Origin of the sequence: Streptomyces sp. NPDC046831, assembly GCF_040645305.1 — a bacterium.
In the GTDB taxonomy this organism is placed as follows: Bacteria; Actinomycetota; Actinomycetes; order Streptomycetales; family Streptomycetaceae; genus Streptomyces.
The window spans coordinates 79,560-96,436 of the sequence record NZ_JBEYXZ010000004.1 but is presented as its reverse complement, the minus strand read 5'-3'; the positions used below and the strand labels follow the sequence as shown (position 1 = coordinate 96,436).

Annotated in this window: 16 protein-coding genes; 5 read left to right on the top strand and 11 right to left on the bottom strand. The window is 75.4% G+C overall.

Features of this window, described 5'->3' with window-relative positions; all coding sequences use genetic code 11:
• The first annotated feature begins 183 nt into the window (after positions 1-183).
• The 4 genes from ABZ920_RS05465 (at position 184) to ABZ920_RS05450 (ending at position 4,940) form a co-directional block, all read left to right on the top strand.
• A complete protein-coding gene (locus tag ABZ920_RS05465; protein WP_361499414.1) occupies positions 184-1,311 on the top strand; it encodes an ADP-ribosylglycohydrolase family protein in 1,128 nt (375 codons plus the stop codon).
• Entirely contained in the window at positions 1,299-2,669 is a 1,371-nt protein-coding gene (locus tag ABZ920_RS05460; protein ID WP_361499066.1) for an ADP-ribosylglycohydrolase family protein, read from the top strand. The genes ABZ920_RS05465 and ABZ920_RS05460 overlap by 13 nt, the downstream gene beginning before the upstream one ends.
• Positions 2,670-2,733: 64 nt before the next feature.
• On the top strand, positions 2,734-4,056 hold the full coding sequence (locus ABZ920_RS05455; protein ID WP_361499064.1) for a CoA transferase: 1,323 nt from the start codon (positions 2,734-2,736) through the stop codon (positions 4,054-4,056).
• The gene (locus ABZ920_RS05450) at positions 4,053-4,940 is read left to right on the top strand and encodes a CoA ester lyase (protein WP_361499062.1); all 888 of its coding nucleotides are present in this window, start codon (positions 4,053-4,055) and stop codon (positions 4,938-4,940) included. The genes ABZ920_RS05455 and ABZ920_RS05450 overlap by 4 nt, the downstream gene beginning before the upstream one ends.
• Before the next feature lie 99 nt (positions 4,941-5,039).
• On the opposite strand, the gene lgt is transcribed toward ABZ920_RS05450, so the two are convergent.
• The 10 genes from lgt to hisI all read right to left on the bottom strand — a co-directional run bounded on the left by lgt (position 5,040) and on the right by hisI (position 14,792).
• Positions 5,040-6,098: a prolipoprotein diacylglyceryl transferase gene (gene lgt / locus ABZ920_RS05445; RefSeq protein WP_361499060.1), complete on the bottom strand. Its 1,059-nt coding sequence runs from the start codon at positions 6,096-6,098 to the stop codon at positions 5,040-5,042.
• Between the two features lie 106 nt (positions 6,099-6,204).
• Positions 6,205-6,978: a thioredoxin domain-containing protein gene (locus ABZ920_RS05440; RefSeq protein ID WP_361499058.1), complete on the bottom strand. Its 774-nt coding sequence runs from the start codon at positions 6,976-6,978 to the stop codon at positions 6,205-6,207.
• 250 nt (positions 6,979-7,228) lie between these two features.
• Positions 7,229-8,047 (bottom strand): tryptophan synthase subunit alpha, encoded by an 819-nt coding sequence (gene trpA, locus ABZ920_RS05435; RefSeq protein ID WP_361499056.1) that lies wholly within the window; start codon positions 8,045-8,047, stop codon positions 7,229-7,231.
• A complete protein-coding gene (gene trpB / locus ABZ920_RS05430) occupies positions 8,044-9,330 on the bottom strand; it encodes a tryptophan synthase subunit beta (RefSeq protein ID WP_361499054.1) in 1,287 nt (428 codons plus the stop codon). The genes trpA and trpB overlap by 4 nt, the downstream gene beginning before the upstream one ends.
• Before the next feature lie 729 nt (positions 9,331-10,059).
• Positions 10,060-10,869: an indole-3-glycerol phosphate synthase TrpC gene (trpC, locus tag ABZ920_RS05425; protein ID WP_361499052.1), complete on the bottom strand. Its 810-nt coding sequence runs from the start codon at positions 10,867-10,869 to the stop codon at positions 10,060-10,062.
• A 166-nt stretch (positions 10,870-11,035) separates the two neighbouring features.
• A complete protein-coding gene (locus tag ABZ920_RS05420) occupies positions 11,036-11,536 on the bottom strand; it encodes a DUF2752 domain-containing protein (protein ID WP_361499050.1) in 501 nt (166 codons plus the stop codon).
• Positions 11,537-11,707: 171 nt separating this feature from the next.
• On the bottom strand, positions 11,708-11,953 hold the full coding sequence (locus ABZ920_RS05415) for an HGxxPAAW family protein (protein WP_361499048.1): 246 nt from the start codon (positions 11,951-11,953) through the stop codon (positions 11,708-11,710).
• Positions 11,954-12,097: 144 nt separating this feature from the next.
• Positions 12,098-12,754: a TIGR02234 family membrane protein gene (locus ABZ920_RS05410; protein ID WP_361499046.1), complete on the bottom strand. Its 657-nt coding sequence runs from the start codon at positions 12,752-12,754 to the stop codon at positions 12,098-12,100.
• Between the two features lie 128 nt (positions 12,755-12,882).
• A complete protein-coding gene (locus ABZ920_RS05405; RefSeq protein ID WP_361499044.1) occupies positions 12,883-14,388 on the bottom strand; it encodes an anthranilate synthase component I in 1,506 nt (501 codons plus the stop codon).
• 11 nt (positions 14,389-14,399) lie between these two features.
• Positions 14,400-14,792 (bottom strand): phosphoribosyl-AMP cyclohydrolase, encoded by a 393-nt coding sequence (gene hisI / locus ABZ920_RS05400; RefSeq protein ID WP_361499042.1) that lies wholly within the window; start codon positions 14,790-14,792, stop codon positions 14,400-14,402.
• Between the two features lie 128 nt (positions 14,793-14,920).
• Here hisI and ABZ920_RS05395 point away from each other — a divergent pair, with 128 nt between their 5' ends.
• Positions 14,921-15,556, top strand: a complete 636-nt coding sequence (locus ABZ920_RS05395; RefSeq protein ID WP_361499041.1) for a TIGR03085 family metal-binding protein — start codon at positions 14,921-14,923, stop codon at positions 15,554-15,556.
• A gap of 58 nt (positions 15,557-15,614) precedes the next feature.
• Here ABZ920_RS05395 and ABZ920_RS05390 read toward each other — a convergent pair whose 3' ends face one another.
• Complete coding sequence (locus tag ABZ920_RS05390) at positions 15,615-16,868, bottom strand: MFS transporter (RefSeq protein WP_361499039.1); 1,254 nt, start codon at positions 16,866-16,868, stop codon at positions 15,615-15,617.
• Positions 16,869-16,877: the final 9 nt, after the last annotated feature.

Below are 16,877 nucleotides of genomic sequence, written 5' to 3'. Positions count from 1 at the left end.
GACCAGGCCACCGGCCGAGGAGCGGACCCGACCGACAACCGCGCGCAGACCCGGCCCACCGGCACCACCGCAGGCCGGGCCGACGACCAGGCCACCGGCCCGGCACCGCACGCGACCGGAAGCCGGGCCCCCGACGCCGCCGGCGTCCCGGCGGCAGGCCGGTCGGCGGGGCTCGACGAGCGGATCACCGGGGCCCTGGTCGGAGCGGCGGTCGGGGACGCCCTCGGCGGCCCCGTCGAGGGCTGGTCCCCCGAGCAGATCGTGCGGCGCCACGGCGGCCGCGTCCTCGGCGTCGTCGGCCCCTGGCACGGCGACGACTGGCGGACCGCCCGCCCCGTCGCGCCGTACCACAAGGGCGACGGGCACGTCACCGACGACACCTTGATGACGCACGCGCTCGTCCGGGTGTACGCCCGCGTCCGCGACCACCTCGACGCCTACGCCGTCGCCGACCACCTGGTCCCGGACCTGATGACGAACCCGCGCTGGATCCCGGAGCTCGAGGCCGAGGCGCTGCCGCTGCAGCGGATCTTCCTGGCGGAGAAGTGGCTGGTGGCGCGGCTGCACTACGGCCACGTGGACCCGCGCGAGGCCGGCGTCGGCAACATCGTCAACTGCGGCGCGGCGATGTACATGGCCCCCGTCGGCCTGGTCAACGCGGCCCACCCGGCGGCCGCGTACGCCGAGGCGCTGGACGTCGCGGGCGCCCATCAGTCGTCGTACGGCCGGGAGGCGGCGGGCGTCCATGCGGCCGCGGTGGCGGCGGCCTGCGCGCCCGGCGCCACACCGGACGCGGTGGTGGCCGCCTGCTTGTCCCTGGCGAAGGACGGCACGCGGGCGGCGATCGAGGCGGTGTGCGAGGCCGCCGCCCGCCACACGGACTTCGAGTCGGCGCTGGGCCCGCTGCGGGAGGCGGTCGCCCCCTACGACACGGTGGGCCCCGAGTACCGCAGCCCGTCGCTGGGAGCCCGCCGTCCCTCCCGGCTGCACGCCGTCGAGGAACTGCCCGTGGCGCTCGGCATGCTGGTCGTCTCCGGCGGCGACTTCCGCCACGCGGTGCTGGGTGCGGTGAACTACGGCCGCGACTGCGACTCCATCGCCACCATGGCGGGCGCGCTGGCGGGCGCGCTCGGCTCCCCGGTCCCCGGGGAGTGGGCGACGACGGTGGCGGAGGCGAGCCGGCTGGACCTGTGGGAACCGGCCCGCACGCTGGCCGGGGTGGCCCGGGAGGTCTTCGCGCGGGACGTGGCGCGGAGGCGCGCGCACGAGGAGGCGTTCGCGCGGATCGGGGGCACGGCGTGCTCCGGGTGACCTGGGTGCAGCCGGAGGACCTCCTCGGCCACGAGCTGCGCCAGGCCGCCCAGGACGGCCGCGAGCCGTCGGCCGTCGCCGCACGCTGGCGCGCCGCGGGCGGCCCGGAGGCACCCGAGCGGGCGGGCGCGTCCCCCGAGCGGCCCTCGCGCTACCTGCGGCTGCTCGCGGAGGACCTGCTGGACGAGCTGGCGGAGCTGCCGAGCCGGCTGGCCGAGGCGGAGCCGACGGACCTGCCGGAGATCAGGGCCGGCTGCCCCGCCTGGCCCGCCCGGTCCGCGGCGGGCGTCCCCGATCCGTCGCTGCGCACCCGGCTGGAGGCCGCCTGGCTCGGCCGGGCCGCCGGCTGCCTGCTCGGCAAGCCCGTCGAGAAGCTGCCGCTGACCGGCGTCCGCCTCCTCGCCCGCGCCACCGGCAACTGGCCCCTCACGACCTTCTTCACCGCCCGCGGCCTGCCCGCGGACCTGGCCGCCCGGTACCCGTGGAACCGGCGCTCCGCGGCGACCTCGCTGGCCGAGAACATCGACGGCATGCCCGAGGACGACGACCTCAACTACCCGCTGGTCGGCCTTCTGCTGCTCGCACGCCACGGCCGGGCGTTCACCACCGCCGACGTGGCCCGCCTCTGGCTCGACGTCCTCCCGGCCGGCCGCACCTTCACCGCCGAACGCGTCGCCTACCGCAACCTGCTCAGCGGCATCGAACCCCCGCACACCGCCCGGCACCGCAACCCCTTCCGGGAGTGGGTCGGCGCGCTGATCCGCGCCGACGTGCACGGCTGGACGAATCCCGGCGACCCGGCGGCCGCCGCCGAGCAGGCCCACCGCGACGCCACCCTCACCCACACCGCGAACGGCGTCTACGCGGCCATGTTCACCGCCGCCGCCGTCGCCACCGCGGCCACCGGCGGCCACGACGTCCACGCCTGCCTGGCCGCCGGCCTCACCGTCGTCCCGCCCGGCTCCCGGCTCGCCCGGGCCGTCCGGCACGCCGTGCGGCTGGCCCGCACCCACGAGGACTTCGACACCGTCGTGGACGAACTGCACGCCACCCACTCCCCCGCCCACCACTGGGTCCACGCCGTCCCCAACACCGCCCTGACCGCCGCCGCCCTCACCCACGCCGACGGCGACTTCACGGGCTCCATCTGCCGTGCCGTCTCCGGTGGCTGGGACACCGACTCCAACGGCGCCACGGCCGGCAGCATCGCCGGCCTGCTCGCCGGGGATCCCGCCGCCCTGCCCGAGCGCTGGACGGGTCCGCTGAAGAACCGGCTCGCCACCTCCGTCGGCGACTTCGACGGCACCGGCTTCGACCACCTGGCCCACCTCACCTTCCTGGAGGCGTCCCGCCCATGACCGACCGCGACGCGTCGCCGACGACGCCGTGCCACCGCACCGACACCGAAACGGGGCGCCCGTCATGACCGCCCCCCGCCCCGCGCCCGGTCCCGCCGCCGGGCAACCCGCCGCCCCTTCCGCCGGCAGCCCCCGGCCCGCCGCTGCGGCACCGCCCGGTGACCCGCGGCCCGCCGCCGCACCGGCCGCTTCCCCGCAGCCCGCCGGCCCGCTGTCCAGCCTGCGTGTCCTCGATCTCGCCACCCTCTTCGCCGGCCCGATCGCCGCCACCATGTTCGGCGACTTCGGCGCCGACGTGGTCAAGGTCGAGCACCCCGCGAAACCGGACCCCTCCCGCGGCCACGGCCCGTCGAAGGACGGCGTCGGCCTGTGGTGGAAACTGCTCGGCCGCAACAAGCGCCCGATCACCCTGGACCTGTCCCGGCCGGGCGGCCGCGCCACCCTGCTCCGCCTCGCCGCCACCGCCGACGTGATCGTCGAGAACTTCCGGCCCGGCACCCTGGAGAGGTGGGACCTCGGCTGGCCGGAGCTGTCCGCCGTCAACCCCCGGCTGGTCCTCGCCCGGGTCACCGGCTTCGGCCAGTTCGGTCCCTACGCCCACCGCCCCGGCTTCGGCACGCTCGCGGAGGCGATGAGCGGCTTCGCCGCGATCACCGGCGAACCGGACGCGCCGCCGACGCTCCCGCCGTTCGGCCTCGCCGACTCGATCGCCGGTCTGGCCACCGCGTACGCGGTGATGACCGCGCTGGCGGCGCGGGAGCATACGGGCGAGGGACAGGTCGTGGACATGGCGATCATCGAGCCGATCCTGACGGTCCTCGGGCCGCAGCCCCTCTGGTACGACCAGCTCGGCCACGTCCAGCCCCGCACCGGCAACCGCACCCAGAACAACGCGCCCCGCAACACCTACCGCACGGCCGACGGCACCTGGGTCGCCGTGTCCACCTCGGCCCAGTCGGTGGCCGAACGGGTGATGCACCTGGTGGGCCGCCCGGAGCTGGTCGGCGAACCGTGGTTCGCCACCGGCGAGGGCCGGGCCCGCCACGCCGACGTCCTGGACACGGCGGTCGGCGGCTGGATCGCCCGGCACACCCGCGCCGACGTGCTCGCCGCCTTCGAGAAGGCGGAGGCGGCGATCGCGCCGGTCCAGGACGTCCGGGACGTGATGGCCGATCCGCAGTACCAGGCCCTGGGCACCATCACCACGGTCGACGACCCCGAGCTCGGCGCGCTGCGCATGCAGAACGTCCTGTTCCGGCTCTCCGCCACCCCGGGCGCGATCCGCTGGGCGGGCCGCCCGCACGGCGCGGACACCGAGGCGGTGCTCACCGAGCTGGGCCTCACCCCGGCCGAGCTGGCGGCGCTGCGGGCGGAGGGCGCCCTGTGACGCCCGCCGTCCGCTTCCCCCTGACCTGGCTGTACGCCCCCGGTGACCGCCCGCACGTCGTCGCCAAGGCGCTCAAGTCCGGCGCCGACATCGTCGTCGTCGACCTGGAGGACGCGGTCGCCCCGGACCGCAAGGACTACGCCCGCGACGCCACCGCCGAACTCCTGACCGAGCCACCGCCCGTCCCGATCCACGTCCGCGTCAACGCCGTCGACGGGCCGCTGGCGGCGGCCGACCTCGACGCCATCGCGGGCCTCCCCGGCCTCGCCGGACTGCGGCTGCCGAAGGTGAGCCGCGCCGGGCAGGTGGCGCGGGTCGCCGAGCGCACCGCGGCGATGGTGCGGGGAGGGGAGTCCACGGACGGCGAGAAGGGGTGCGCGCCCGCCGGCGGGACGGGGCTGCCGCTCTACGCCCTGCTCGAATCGGCCCTCGCCATCGAGCACGCCTTCGCCATCGCCTCGTCCCACGGGTCGCTGTGCGGCGTCTCGATCGGCGAGGCGGACCTGCGGGCCGACCTCGGGGTGCCGGCCGACGCGGGCCTGGACTGGTCCCGCGCCCGCGTGGTCGTCGCCGCGCGGGCGGCCGGGCTCGCGCCGCCCACCCAGTGCGTGCACCCCGACATCCGGGACCTGGAGGGGCTGGCGGCGTCCTGCGCGCACGGCCGGCGGCTGGGCTTCCTCGGCCGTGCGGCCATCCATCCACGCCAGCTGCCGATCATCGAGCGGGCCTATCTTCCGACCGAGCGGGAGCTGGAGGAGGCCGAGACGATCGTCAAAGCGGCCACGACCCAGCGGGGTGCCCAGGCGCTGCCGGACGGCCGCTTCGTCGACGCGGCGGTGGTGGCGGCGGCGCAGCGGACGCTGTCCCTGGCCCACAGGTGCTGACGCCCCACCCGCCGCAGCCCCACCGCCGCCCGCCCGGTGCACGGCGAGGGCGCCCGGAAAGCTCCGGGCGCCCTCGTCCTCGTCACACGGAAGGGGCCGTCAGCCCTTCTTCGCCGTCGCCGGTCCGGCCTCGTCCTTGACACCGGACGACGCGGCCTCCGCCTTCCCGTCCGCGGGAGCGGTACCGTCCTTCCCGCTCGACGGCGCGGCCTCGTCCTCCGCCGCTGCGGCGGCGCCGGCACCGGGCTCGCCGTCCGTCCCGGTCTTCTGGACGGCGGCGGTCTTCCCGGCGTCGTCGGCGCCGGCCTCGACCGCGGCGCCGGAGTCACCGTCCACGGGCTCGGCGCCCGGTTCCACCACGGCCTCCCGGCCCGGCCGCTTCTTCGCCGAGATCACGATGTACAGCACGGCCAGCACGAACACGCTGAGCGCCGTCCAGTCGTTCAGCCGGACGCCCAGGATGTGGTGGGCGTCGTCGACCCGCATGTACTCGATCCAGGCGCGGCCGACGCAGTACGCGGCGACGTACAGGGCGAACGCCCGGCCGTGGCCCAGCCGGAAGCGGCGGTCGGCCCAGATGACCAGGAGCCCGACCCCCAGGCACCACAGGGACTCGTACAGGAACGTCGGGTGGTAGTACCCGGGCACGCGGCCGTCGGCCGAGGAGGTGATCTCCAGCGCCCACGGAACGTGCGTCTCGCGCCCGTACAGCTCCTGGTTGAACCAGTTGCCCCAGCGGCCGATCGCCTGGGCGAAGGCGATGCCCGGCGCGACGGCGTCGGCGTAGGAGGGCAGCGTGATGCCACGGCGGCGGCAGCCGATCCACGCGCCCAGTGCGCCGAGCGCGATCGCGCCCCAGATGCCGAGACCGCCCTCCCAGACCTTGAAGGCGTCCACCCAGTCTCGGCCCTCGCTGAAGTACAGCTCGTAGTCCGTGACGACGTGGTAGAGCCGGCCGCCGACCAGGCCGAACGGGACGGCCCAGACAGCGATGTCGGCCACCGTGCCGCTGCGCCCGCCCCGGGCGATCCAGCGCCTGTTGCCGAGCCAGACGGCAACGAAGACACCGATGATGATGCAGAACGCGTAGCCGCGCAGCGGGATCGGGCCGAGGTACAGCACTCCGCGCGACGGGCTGGGGATGTAGGCAAGTTCCATGGCAGGGTCGACGCTACCGCAGCCGGACGGGCCGCACGGCCGGCCGCCCGGCTACGGGTCCATAACGGGCGGTGCGCGGCAAGGCCGCCGGCCTGGGCCCCGGCCCTCACCCCTTGTTGGCGTCCTCCACCATCTTCTTCAGCTTCGCCGGGGTCATCGTCCGGTCCTCGTAGATGTTCTTGCCGTTCAGCAGGACGGCCGGAGTGCCCGGGAACCTGCCGGCCTCGAACGCCTTCTGCGACTTCTGCACCCAGCTGTCGTGTCTGCCGTCGTTGACGCAGCTGCGGAAGGCCGGGGTGTCCAGGCCCTCCACCTTGCCGGCGAGCTCGATCAGCTTGTCGTTGCTCGCGAAGGCGTCGTCGGTCTCCTTGGGCTGGTTCTCGTACAGCACGTCGTGGTACGTCGAGAACTTGCCGGCGTCCTGGGCGCAGGCGGCGGCGTTGGCCGCGCGCAGGGAGCCGCTGCCGCCGAGGTTGCCGTCGATGAGGGTGACCAGGTGGTACTCGGCCCTCAGGCTGCCCGCGCCGGTCAGCTGGTGGACGGTCGAGCGGTAGGCCGACTCGAAGCCCTGGCAGGCCGGACAGCGGAAGTCCTCCCACACGGTGAGCGTCGACTTCGCGCTGTCCTTGCCGACCGGGATCGCCAGGCTGTCCTTGCCCTGTGCGCCCGAGGGCGCCACCACCGGTCCCGCGGTTCTCTTCTCGTCCTTGCCGGAGTTCGCGGCCACGATGCCGATGACCGCCGCCAGGGCCAGGACGCAGACGACGCTCGCGCCCACGATCAGCGTCCGCCGCCGCTTCTCCGCGGACTTCTGCTTCTCCCGCTCGACCGCCAGCCGATCGCGGGCGGTCCGCTTTCCGTCACGGTTCTTCTCGCTCACACCACCTGAACGAACCGGGGAGGCGCAGCGCGCCTCCCCGGTCCGAGGTCCACCCGTTCGAGTGACCGAAGGGTCCGTTGTGCCGAGTGCCCCTCGCGGCGTCCGTCCCGCACGGGATCACCGGGGCGTCCCGCTCGCCGACGCGCGCCCCGGAAGCCCCTGAAGCCGTTGAAGCCCCTGAAGCCCTGAGGAGACACCTCCCCGGGAAGCACCCCTTCGGGACCCGCCGCTCAGCACCGGCTCCCGGCCGCTACGCCCGCCCGCGCACGCCCTGCGCCAGCTCGCCGGCGAGCCGGCGGACGGCCTCGACACCGGCCGGACCGTCCGGTGCGTCCAGGATCCGCTTGACGAAGGCCGAGCCGACGATCACGCCGTCGGCGAAGCCGGCGACCTCGGCCGCCTGGGCCCGATCGGAGACGCCGAGCCCGACGCAGACCGGCAGGCCGGTGCCGGTGGCGCGGGTGCGCCGCACCAGGTCCTGGGCCTGCGTGCCCACCGACTCGCGGGTGCCGGTGACGCCCATGAGGGAGGCGGCGTAGACGAAGCCGGAGCCGGCCGCGGTGATCTCGGCCAGCCGCTCGTCCCGGCTGCTGGGCGCCACGACGAAGACCGTCGCCAGGCCGTGCTTCTCGGCGTGCTCGCGCCACAGCGCCGACTCCTGGACGGGCAGGTCGGGCAGGATGCAGCCGGCCCCGCCGGCCTCGGCGAGCTCCGCGGTGAACCGCTCGACGCCGTAGCGGTCGATCGGGTTCCAGTACGTCATGACGAGCACCGGCTTGCCGGTGGCCTCGTGGGCCTCCTTGACGGTGCGCATCACGTCCTTGATCTTGACGCCGCCGCGCAGGGCGATGTCGTCGGCGGTCTGGATGACCGGCCCGTCGAGGACGGGGTCGCTGTGCGGCAGCCCGACCTCCACGACGTCGGCGCCGGCGTCGAGGACGGCCTTGATCGCCTCGATGCCGCCGTCGACGGTGGGGAAGCCCGCCGGGAGGTAGGCGATGAGCGCCGAGCGGCCCTCCGCCTTCGCGGCGGCGAGGGTGTCGGTCAGCAGCTGGAGGTTCCCGCTCACTTGGCGTCCTCCTCGATCTCGGCGGTGCCGGCGTCGGCGTCCGCGGCCACGGTGGCGTCGGTGTCGTACAGGCCGAAGTAGCGGGCGGCGGTGTCCATGTCCTTGTCGCCGCGGCCGGAGAGGTTGACCACGATCAGCCCGTCCCTGCCCAGCTCGCGGCCCACCTCCAGGGCACCGGCCAGCGCGTGGGCGCTCTCGATGGCCGGGATGATGCCCTCGGTGCGCGACAGCAGGCGCAGTGCCTGCATGGCCGCGTCGTCCGTGACCGCGCGGTACTCGCCCCGGCCGGAGTCCTTGAGGTAGGCGTGCTCCGGGCCGATGCCGGGGTAGTCCAGCCCGGCGGAGATGGAGTACGGCTCGGTGATCTGGCCCTCCTCGTCCTGCAGGACGTAGGAGCGGGAGCCGTGCAGGATGCCCGGCTCGCCGGCGGTCAGGGTGGCCGCGTGCTCGCCGGTCTCGACGCCGTGTCCCGCGGGCTCGCAGCCGATCAGGCGGACGCCCTCGTCGGGGATGAAGGCGTGGAAGAGGCCGATGGCGTTGGAACCGCCGCCGACGCAGGCGACGGCGGCGTCGGGGAGGCGGCCGGTGCGCTCCAGGAGCTGGCGTCGGGCCTCGACGCCGATGACGCGGTGGAAGTCGCGGACCATGGCCGGGAAGGGGTGGGGCCCGGCGACGGTGCCGAAGAGGTAGTGGGTGTGGTCGACGTTGGCGACCCAGTCCCGGAACGCCTCGTTGATGGCGTCCTTCAGGGTGCGGCTGCCGGACTTCACCGCGACGACCTCGGCGCCGAGCATCCGCATCCGGGCGACGTTCAGGGCCTGGCGGCGGGTGTCGATCTCGCCCATGTAGATGGTGCAGTCGAGGCCGAACAGGGCACAGGCGGTGGCGGTGGCGACGCCGTGCTGGCCGGCGCCGGTCTCGGCGATGACGCGGGTCTTGCCCATGCGCTGGGTGAGCAGGGCCTGGCCCAGCACGTTATTGATCTTGTGCGAGCCGGTGTGGTTGAGGTCCTCGCGCTTGAGGAAGACGCGGGCGCCGCCGGCGTGCTCGGCGAAGCGCGGGACCTCGGTGAGGGCGCTGGGGCGGCCGGTGTAGTGGACGAGCAGGTCGTCGAGCTCGCGGGCGAACTCGGGGTCGGCCTTGGCCTTGTCGTACTCGACGGCGACCTCGTCCACGGCGGCGACGAGGGCCTCCGGGATGAACTTGCCGCCGAACGCGCCGAAGTAGCCCTCGGCGCTGGGGACCCGGCCCTCCGGGTCGGGGATGAAGAACTCGCTGGGCATGCGGTTACCTCGCAGGGGCGTCGGCCCCGGGGTCGGTCGGAACTGGGTCCTGTCGTCACGCCCCCGTCGTCCGCCCGGGAGGCCGGGCGGGCGGGGGTGGAGGCGGGCAGGGCCCAAGGGTCACGGTAGTCGTGTGCGCGCTGTTCCGGGGCGGGCTGCTCCGCGTCCGCCGGGCAGGGGCACGGCGGCCTGTCCCAGGGCGGTGTCCTGGACGCAGGCGGTCGCGAACCGGGGCCTGTCGCCGCCGGCAACAGGCTCCTCCCCGCGGAGGGGAAACTCCAAGGGCACGGAGTGCCCGGCAAGGACCTCACCGGCCCGGTCGGCCGCGCCGCGTGGCGGCGGGGTCGGCCGGGTGGGCCATCGGCCCGATGCCGTCGGCCGTCGAAGGGTGAACCTCACGGCGACATGGACCGGCCTCGCCGGCCGGCGGGCGTGCCAGGGACACGACGCGGGCTGGATCACCGGGCGATCACCTGGAGGAGGCGGTTCAGCTCGCCGCGGACGCACGCGCACGCGGGCGGCGCCATCGCATCCCGTTCACCTGGCCCGGCTCGTCACCGATGACGTACCGCACCCGCCGCCCGTGCACGCGGCGCGCCGGCGCGCGGCAGCCCCGGGGCCGGCAGCCCCGCGCGAGGCGGGCGTACGGGTCCCTGCTGGGCTCGGTGATCGGAAGCGTCATCACGGCACACTCTACCGGCGGCCGGCCGTCCGGATGACCTGCACCGGTCAGGCCCGTCCGTGCCGCAGCGCCGGGTGCGCCCCGGCGGCCACCAGGTCGGCGACGGCCGTCCTCGGGTCGCGTCCGGTGACGAGGGACTCGCCGACCAGGACCGCGTCGGCACCGGCGTTGGCGTAGGCGATGAGGTCGTGCGGGCCGCGGACACCGGACTCGGCGACCTTGACGATGCCGTCCGGGATCTCCGGCGCGACCCGCTCGAACGTCCCGCGGTCGACCTCCAGGGTCCTGAGGTTGCGGGCGTTGACGCCGATCACCTTGGCGCCCGCGTCCACCGCGCGGTCGGCCTCGTCCTCGTCGTGCACCTCGACCAGCGGGGTGAGGCCGATGGACTCGGCGCGCTCGATCAGCGACTCCAGCGCCGACTGCTCCAGGGCCGCGACGATCAGCAGGGCGAGGTCGGCGCCGTACGCGCGCGCCTCCCAGAGCTGGTACGACGTGACGATGAAGTCCTTGCGCAGCACCGGGATGTCGACCCGGGCGCGCACGGCCTCCAGGTCGGCCAGCGAGCCGCCGAAGCGGCGCTGTTCGGTGAGGACGGAGATGACGGCCGCGCCGCCCGCCTCGTAGTCCGCGGCGAGCGCGGCCGGGTCGGCGATCGCGGCCAGCGCGCCCTTCGACGGGCTGGAGCGCTTGACCTCACAGATCACCTTGACGCCGTCGCCGCGCAGGGCGGCCACTCCGTCCTTCGCCGGTGACGCCTTGGCCGCGCGCTCCTTGAGCTCGTCGAGGCTGACGCGCGCCTGCCGCTCCGCGAGGTCGGCACGGACTCCGTCGATGATCTCGTCGAGCACACTCACGCGAGCGGCCCCCTTCCAGACGGTTGACTGTTCAAGCGGGTCGAGCTGCCGCCGGCGGCCCGCCTCGGCAGACGAAACCGGTGGTCACTGCGATGGTATCCGGAGCGGGGCGGTGGCCTCGCATCCGGCCCTCGGCGGTCCCATTACCTGGACATCCGCCAGTTGATCAAGGGTGGAGCCAGCCACCGAAGGGCAGGTTCCGGACAACGGTGAACGCCAGCAGCGCCGCGCCCAGGCTCCACAGGAGCACCGGGTGGGGATCGATCCGCAGGGGCCGCCCGCGCGCCGCGTGGATCACCCAGACGGTCCACAGGACGGCGAAGGCGAGGTAGCCGGCGACCGCCGGGGCGTTGTCCCGCAGAGCGGCGAGGACGTCCCCGTGGACGACGGCGTGGGCGCTGCGCAGTCCGCCGCAGCCGGGGCAGTACAGGCCGGTGTGGCGCAGGAGCGGGCAGGCGGGGTAGTGGCCGGGCTCGTTGGGGTCGACGGTGCCGACGTAGGCGAAGGCCCCGGCGACGGCCGCCAGCACCGCCGCGGGGACGGCCAGCCGCCGCAGCGCGCCCCCGGCACGGTCGGGCACGGCGGCGTGGTCCTGGGTGGCCCTCGGACGGGGGATCGGCGTCCCCCGGCCCGTCACCCTCCGGCTGTCGGCGTTCACGCCTCGCATTCTGCCCCGCGGGCCGCACGCGCGCGCGGCGGGCGGCCGGTCCGGCCCGCGGGCCGGCCGCCGGGCGGGGCCGGCGCCGTCCCGAAGGCACGCGCGAGGGGCGGCACTCCGCGCCTGCCGGCGCCGGGTCCGCCCCTCGACGTAGGTGGTACGGATCCGCCGTACGGACCGTCAGTTCCCGGCGTGCGCCTCGCTCTTGGGGCCGACCTGGTGCACCGGGTGCTCGTTCTTCTGGCCCAGGCCCATCATGCGCATGATGCCGCCGACGACACCGCCGAGCAGCACGATCGCCATGCCGGCCCAGAAGCCGGCCGGCTGAGCCATCACCATGAAGGCGCCCGCGGCGCAGAAACCGATGAAGGCGATGATGACACCGGTCCAGGCGGCCGGGGTGTGACCGTGGCTGCTGCCCGCCATGACTTGCTCCTCGTTGCTGTGTACGTGTCCGAGCCGGACGCTTCCCGCTCATTGTCCCGTACGCGCGCGGCCGGTGTGAGCGGGGGTGGGTCATCGCCAGGCCGCGTTCCGCCGCCGCCGGACGGCGGCCGTGGGGGCCGGCGGTCAGGCCGGTCCGGCGCCCGTGGGGTCCTCGCCGCGGTCGAGGGCCTTCCACAGGTCCTCGGGGCGGTCGGGGTCGACGGGGCGCACCGCCCGCGCGCGGGGCGCACCCGAGCGCTCGTAGCGGCCGGACATCGCCGGCCACCGTCCGCCGAAGCGCAGGGCGAGCAGACCGGCGAGGAGGATCAGGGCACCGCCGGCGGCCGCGACGTACGGCCAGCCGGTGTGGGTCAGCGCGGCCGCGGTCGCCGCGGTGTCGCCGGAGGCCTGCGCGGCCTTCTCGTCGAGCGCGGACGCGTCGTGCGCGCCGGTCAGGGCTGCCGCCACGGTGCCCGCGCCGGACAGGGCGAGCAGGGCGGCCACGAGGACGCGGCCGGCGCGGCGGACGGCGAAGACGGCCACGAGGGCGGCGAGGCCCACTACCGCGAGCGCCGCGGGCACGCCCGTGATGTCGCTGCCCTTCGCGGTCAGGGGGAAGGCGCCGCCGGCCACCGTCGCGGTGCCCTCCGCCCAGCGCTGCCGGGTGGCCAGCAGGGCCACGGCCGCGCCGAGGGCGCCGCAGAGCAGGGCGACGGCGAGGCTGCGGCGGGCGGGACGGGCGGGACGGGCGGAGGCGGCGGTGTCGGGACGGGGGTGGGGTACAGCAGTCACGTACTCCACTATCGCCTGAACCCCGGGCGAACCGTCACCCGGCCCCCTTACCGCCCGGTCGGAGCGCGTACTGCGCCGGCCGGGCCGGCCGGTTCGCGCGGGGTGCGCCGCCCCGGCCGGCCCCGCCGTGCGCGCTCCTACCGCCCCAGCCGGTTGGCGGTGTGCACCGCCCGCAGCACGGCGGCCGCCTTGTTGCGGCACTCGGTGTCCTCGGCGACGGGGTCGGAGTCGGCCACGACCCCCGCTCCGGCCTGGACGTAGGCCGTGCCGCCGCGCAGCAGCGCCGTGCGGATGGCGATGGCGGTGTCGGAGTCGCCCGCGAAGTCGAGGTAGCCGACGCAGCCGCCGTACAGCCCGCGCCGGGACGGTTCGAGTTCGTCGATGATCCGCATCGCGCGCGGCTTCGGCGCCCCGGAGAGGGTGCCCGCGGGGAAGCAGGCCGTCAGCACGTCGAAGGCGGTGCGGCCCGGGGCGACCCGGCCGGTGACGGTGGAGACGATGTGCATGACGTGCGAGTACCGCTCGATGGACATGAAGTCGACGACCTCCACCGAGCCGGGCTCGCAGACCCGGCCGAGGTCGTTGCGTCCGAGGTCGACGAGCATCAGGTGCTCGGCGCGCTCCTTGGGGTCGGCCAGCAGCTCCTCGGCGAGGGCCTGGTCCTCCTGCGGGGTGGCGCCGCGCGGCCGGGTGCCCGCGATGGGGTGCACCATGGCCCGCCCGTCCTCGACCTTCACCAGCGCCTCGGGGGACGAGCCGACCACGTCGAACGCCTCGCCGTCCCCGCGGGGGAACCGGAACAGGTACATGTACGGCGACGGGTTGGTCGCCCGCAGCACCCGGTAGACGTCCAGCGCGCTCGCCGTGCACGGCGTCTCGAACCGCTGCGAGGGCACCACCTGGAAGGCCTCGCCCGCGCGGATGCGCTCCTTGACGTCCTCCACGGCGTCCTGGAAGTCCTCGCCGCCCCACCGGGCGGTGTACTCGGGCAGTTCGGAGGGCGGCAGGACGGCCGGCGGCTGGGCGACCGGCCGGGTCAGGTCCGCCTCCATGGCGTCCAGACGGGCGACGGCGTCGGCCCAGGCCTGGTCGACGCCGGTGTCGAGGTCGTTGTGGTTGATCGCGTTGGCGATCAGCAGGACGGTGCCGTCCCAGTGGTCGAGGACGGCGAGGTCCGAGGTGAGCAGCATCGTCAGCTCCGGCAGCCGCAGGTCGTCCCGCTCACCGGGGCCGATCTTCTCCAGGCGGCGCACGATGTCGTAGCCGAGGTAGCCGACCATGCCGCCGGTGAAGGGCGGCAGGCCCAGGTCGTCGGCGAGGTCGCGGGGCGTGTGCAGGGCCTCCACGGTGGCCCGCAGGGCGGCCAGCGGGTCACCCCCGGCGGGGACGCCGGCCGGCGGGGTGCCGAGCCAGTGGGCCTGCCCGTCCCGCTCGGTGAGGGTGGCGGCGCTGCGGACACCGACGAAGGAGTACCGAGACCAGGTGCGCCCGTTCTCCGCGGACTCCAGCAGGAAGGTGCCGGGGCGCTCGGCGGCGAGCTTGCGGTAGAGGGCGACCGGGGTGTCGCCGTCGGCGAGGAGCTTGCGCGTGACCGGGATGACCCGGCGGTCGGTGGCCAGCTTGCGGAAGGTCTCGAGGTCCATGGCGGCCGACCCTACTGATCCGCGGCCGGCGCGCCGGAACCGGTGTCCGGCAGCAGGACGTCGGCGTCGAAGCAGGTGCGGTCGCCGGTGTGGCAGGCGGCGCCGACCTGGTCGACCTTGACCAGCAGGGTGTCGGCGTCGCAGTCCAGGGCGACGGACCTGACGTGCTGGACGTGCCCCGAGGTGTCGCCCTTGACCCAGTACTCCTGGCGGCTGCGCGACCAGTAGGTGCAGCGGCCGGTCGTCAGCGTGCGGTGGAGCGCCTCGTCGTCCATCCAGCCGAGCATCAGCACCTCACCGGTGTCGTACTGCTGGGCGATCGCGGGGAGGAGCCCGTCGGCGCTGCGCTTGAGGCGCGCGGCGATCCCGGGGTCGAGACTGCTGGGCGGAGGCGTGCTGGTCATGGGTGCCATTGTGCCGCGCCGGGCGGGGCGCCCCGCGCCGCCGTCCACCGGCTGAACACGGCCACCGCCGGCGGCCGTGTCGCGGCGACGGGTGGGCGCAGCCCGCGCGTGGTCGTAGGCTGACCCGCATGTCGACCTTCGCCAAGCGTGAACGGCTCCTGCTCGCCGACCTCTTGGAGACCACCGGTCCGGACGCCCCGACCCTCTGCGAGGGCTGGCGGACCCGTGATCTGGCGGCGCACCTGGTGGTGCGCGAGCGACGTCCCGACGTGGCCGGGGGCGCGCTGATCAAGCAGCTCGCACCCCGTCGCGACAAGGTCCTGGAGGAGTACGCGGCCAAGCCCTACGACGAGCTCATCCGGCTCATCCGCACCGGCCCGCCGCGCTTCTCGCCCTTCCAGCTCAAGCAGATCGACGAGGCGGCCAACACCGTCGAGTTCTACGTCCACACCGAGGACGTCCGCCGCGCGCAGCCCGACTGGACCCCGCGCGAGCTCGACACCGTCTTCCAGGACACCCTGTGGTCCCGCCTGGAGCGGGTCGCGAGGCTGCTGGGCCGGGGTGTGCCGACGGGCGTGGTGCTGCGCCGTCCCGACGGGCAGACGGTCGTCGCGCGCCGGGGCACGCCGGTCGTGACCGTGACCGGCGAGCCGTCGGAGCTGCTGCTGTTCGCCTTCGGCCGCCAGGACACGGCCCGGGTGGAGCTGGACGGGGACAAGGACGCGATCGCCGCACTGCGGGAGACGAAGCAGCTCGGCTTCTGAGGCCGGTGGGGCGGTCCGGTCCGGCCACCGGGCGGCGGCGCGGCCGGCGCCCGGTGGTTCAGCCGGGCAGTTCGGCGCGGCGCAGGTCGCGGACGGCCAGGGCGACCACCCCGCCGAGGCCGCAGACGACCGCGCCGGCGACGAACACCGGGCCGGTCCCCCACGCCCCGATGGCCGCGGCGGACAGCGGCATGCCGAGCGGCGCGAGGCCTAGGCTGACCAGGCCGGCGACGGCGGTGACCCGGCCCAGGTAGGCGGGGTCGGTGAGGGTCTGCAGCAGCGCGCCGCACAGGGCGCCGCTCAGTCCGGTCAGCAGGCCGACGAGCAGCGCCACGCCGACGGCTGCGAGGACGCCGGGGACGTAGGCGAGGGCGCCGATCGCCACGGAGCCCGCCAGGACGGTGCAGGCGATGACCCGCCCCGCGTGCGGCACCCGTCCGCGCACGGCCAGCAGCAGCGAGGCGGCCCCGGCCCCCACGCCGAAGCCGGCCAGCACCCAGCCCATGCCCGGCGCTCCCCAGCCCCGTTCGTCGGCGAGCAGGGTCAGGCCCACGTTGAGCGGGCCGACGAAGCCGAGGTCGCCCAGCGCGATGGTCAGCAGCAGCGGCGCCAGGACGCGGTGCCGGCGGATGTGGCGCAGACCGGCCACCAGGTCCCGCCGGGCGGTGCCGCCGGCGGTCGCGGAGCCGTCCGCAGGCAGTTCGCGCACCCGCACGCCCAGGAGCAGGGGCACGGACAGGGCGATCAGCAGCCCGGCGAGGCCGAAGGCGGCCGCCGCGCCGCCGAGCGCGACGCCGAGGCCGCCGAGCGGGGCGCCGGTGACGCCCGCGAACCGGATCGCCATGCCCCGCATGCCGTGCACGCGCGCCAGCTGGTCCGTCCGGGTGATCCGCGCCGGCAGGGCGCCCACGGCGGGCATGAACACCGCGTCGACGGTCCCGAACACCAGGGCGAGAGCGGTCAGCGGCCACAGTCCGGGGCTGGTGAGGTGGAGCAGCGCCGCCGCCCCGAGCACGGCCGCGCAGCGCACGGCGTCGCTGCCGATGACGATCCGGCGCGGGCCGAACCGGTCGGCGACCACTCCCCCGGCCAGCATCAGCAGGGCCCGGGGCAGGGCGCTGACGGCTGTCACGAGCCCGGCCTGCGCGGGCGTCCCGGACTGGACCGCGGCCCAGGACAGGGTGATCCAGTAGACGTTGTCGCCGACCATCGACGCCGTGTAGGCGGCGAGCCAGCGCAGCACGTTGCCGTCGCGGTGGGCCGGACGCGCGGCGGTCGGCACCGCCGCGGGTGTCACGGAGGAGGTGGTCACGGCGGCCCC

Coding starts and splice junctions, on each gene's coding strand:
- ABZ920_RS05455 (WP_361499064.1), top strand. CDS start 2,734: ATGACCGCCCCCCGCCCCGCGCCCGGTCCCGCCGCCGGGCAACCCGCC.
- lgt (WP_361499060.1), bottom strand. CDS start 6,098: ATGGAACTTGCCTACATCCCCAGCCCGTCGCGCGGAGTGCTGTACCTC.
- trpB (WP_361499054.1), bottom strand. CDS start 9,330: ATGCCCAGCGAGTTCTTCATCCCCGACCCGGAGGGCCGGGTCCCCAGC.
- ABZ920_RS05420 (WP_361499050.1), bottom strand. CDS start 11,536: ATGCGAGGCGTGAACGCCGACAGCCGGAGGGTGACGGGCCGGGGGACG.
- ABZ920_RS05415 (WP_361499048.1), bottom strand. CDS start 11,953: ATGGCGGGCAGCAGCCACGGTCACACCCCGGCCGCCTGGACCGGTGTC.
- ABZ920_RS05405 (WP_361499044.1), bottom strand. CDS start 14,388: ATGGACCTCGAGACCTTCCGCAAGCTGGCCACCGACCGCCGGGTCATC.
- hisI (WP_361499042.1), bottom strand. CDS start 14,792: ATGACCAGCACGCCTCCGCCCAGCAGTCTCGACCCCGGGATCGCCGCG.
- ABZ920_RS05395 (WP_361499041.1), top strand. CDS start 14,921: ATGTCGACCTTCGCCAAGCGTGAACGGCTCCTGCTCGCCGACCTCTTG.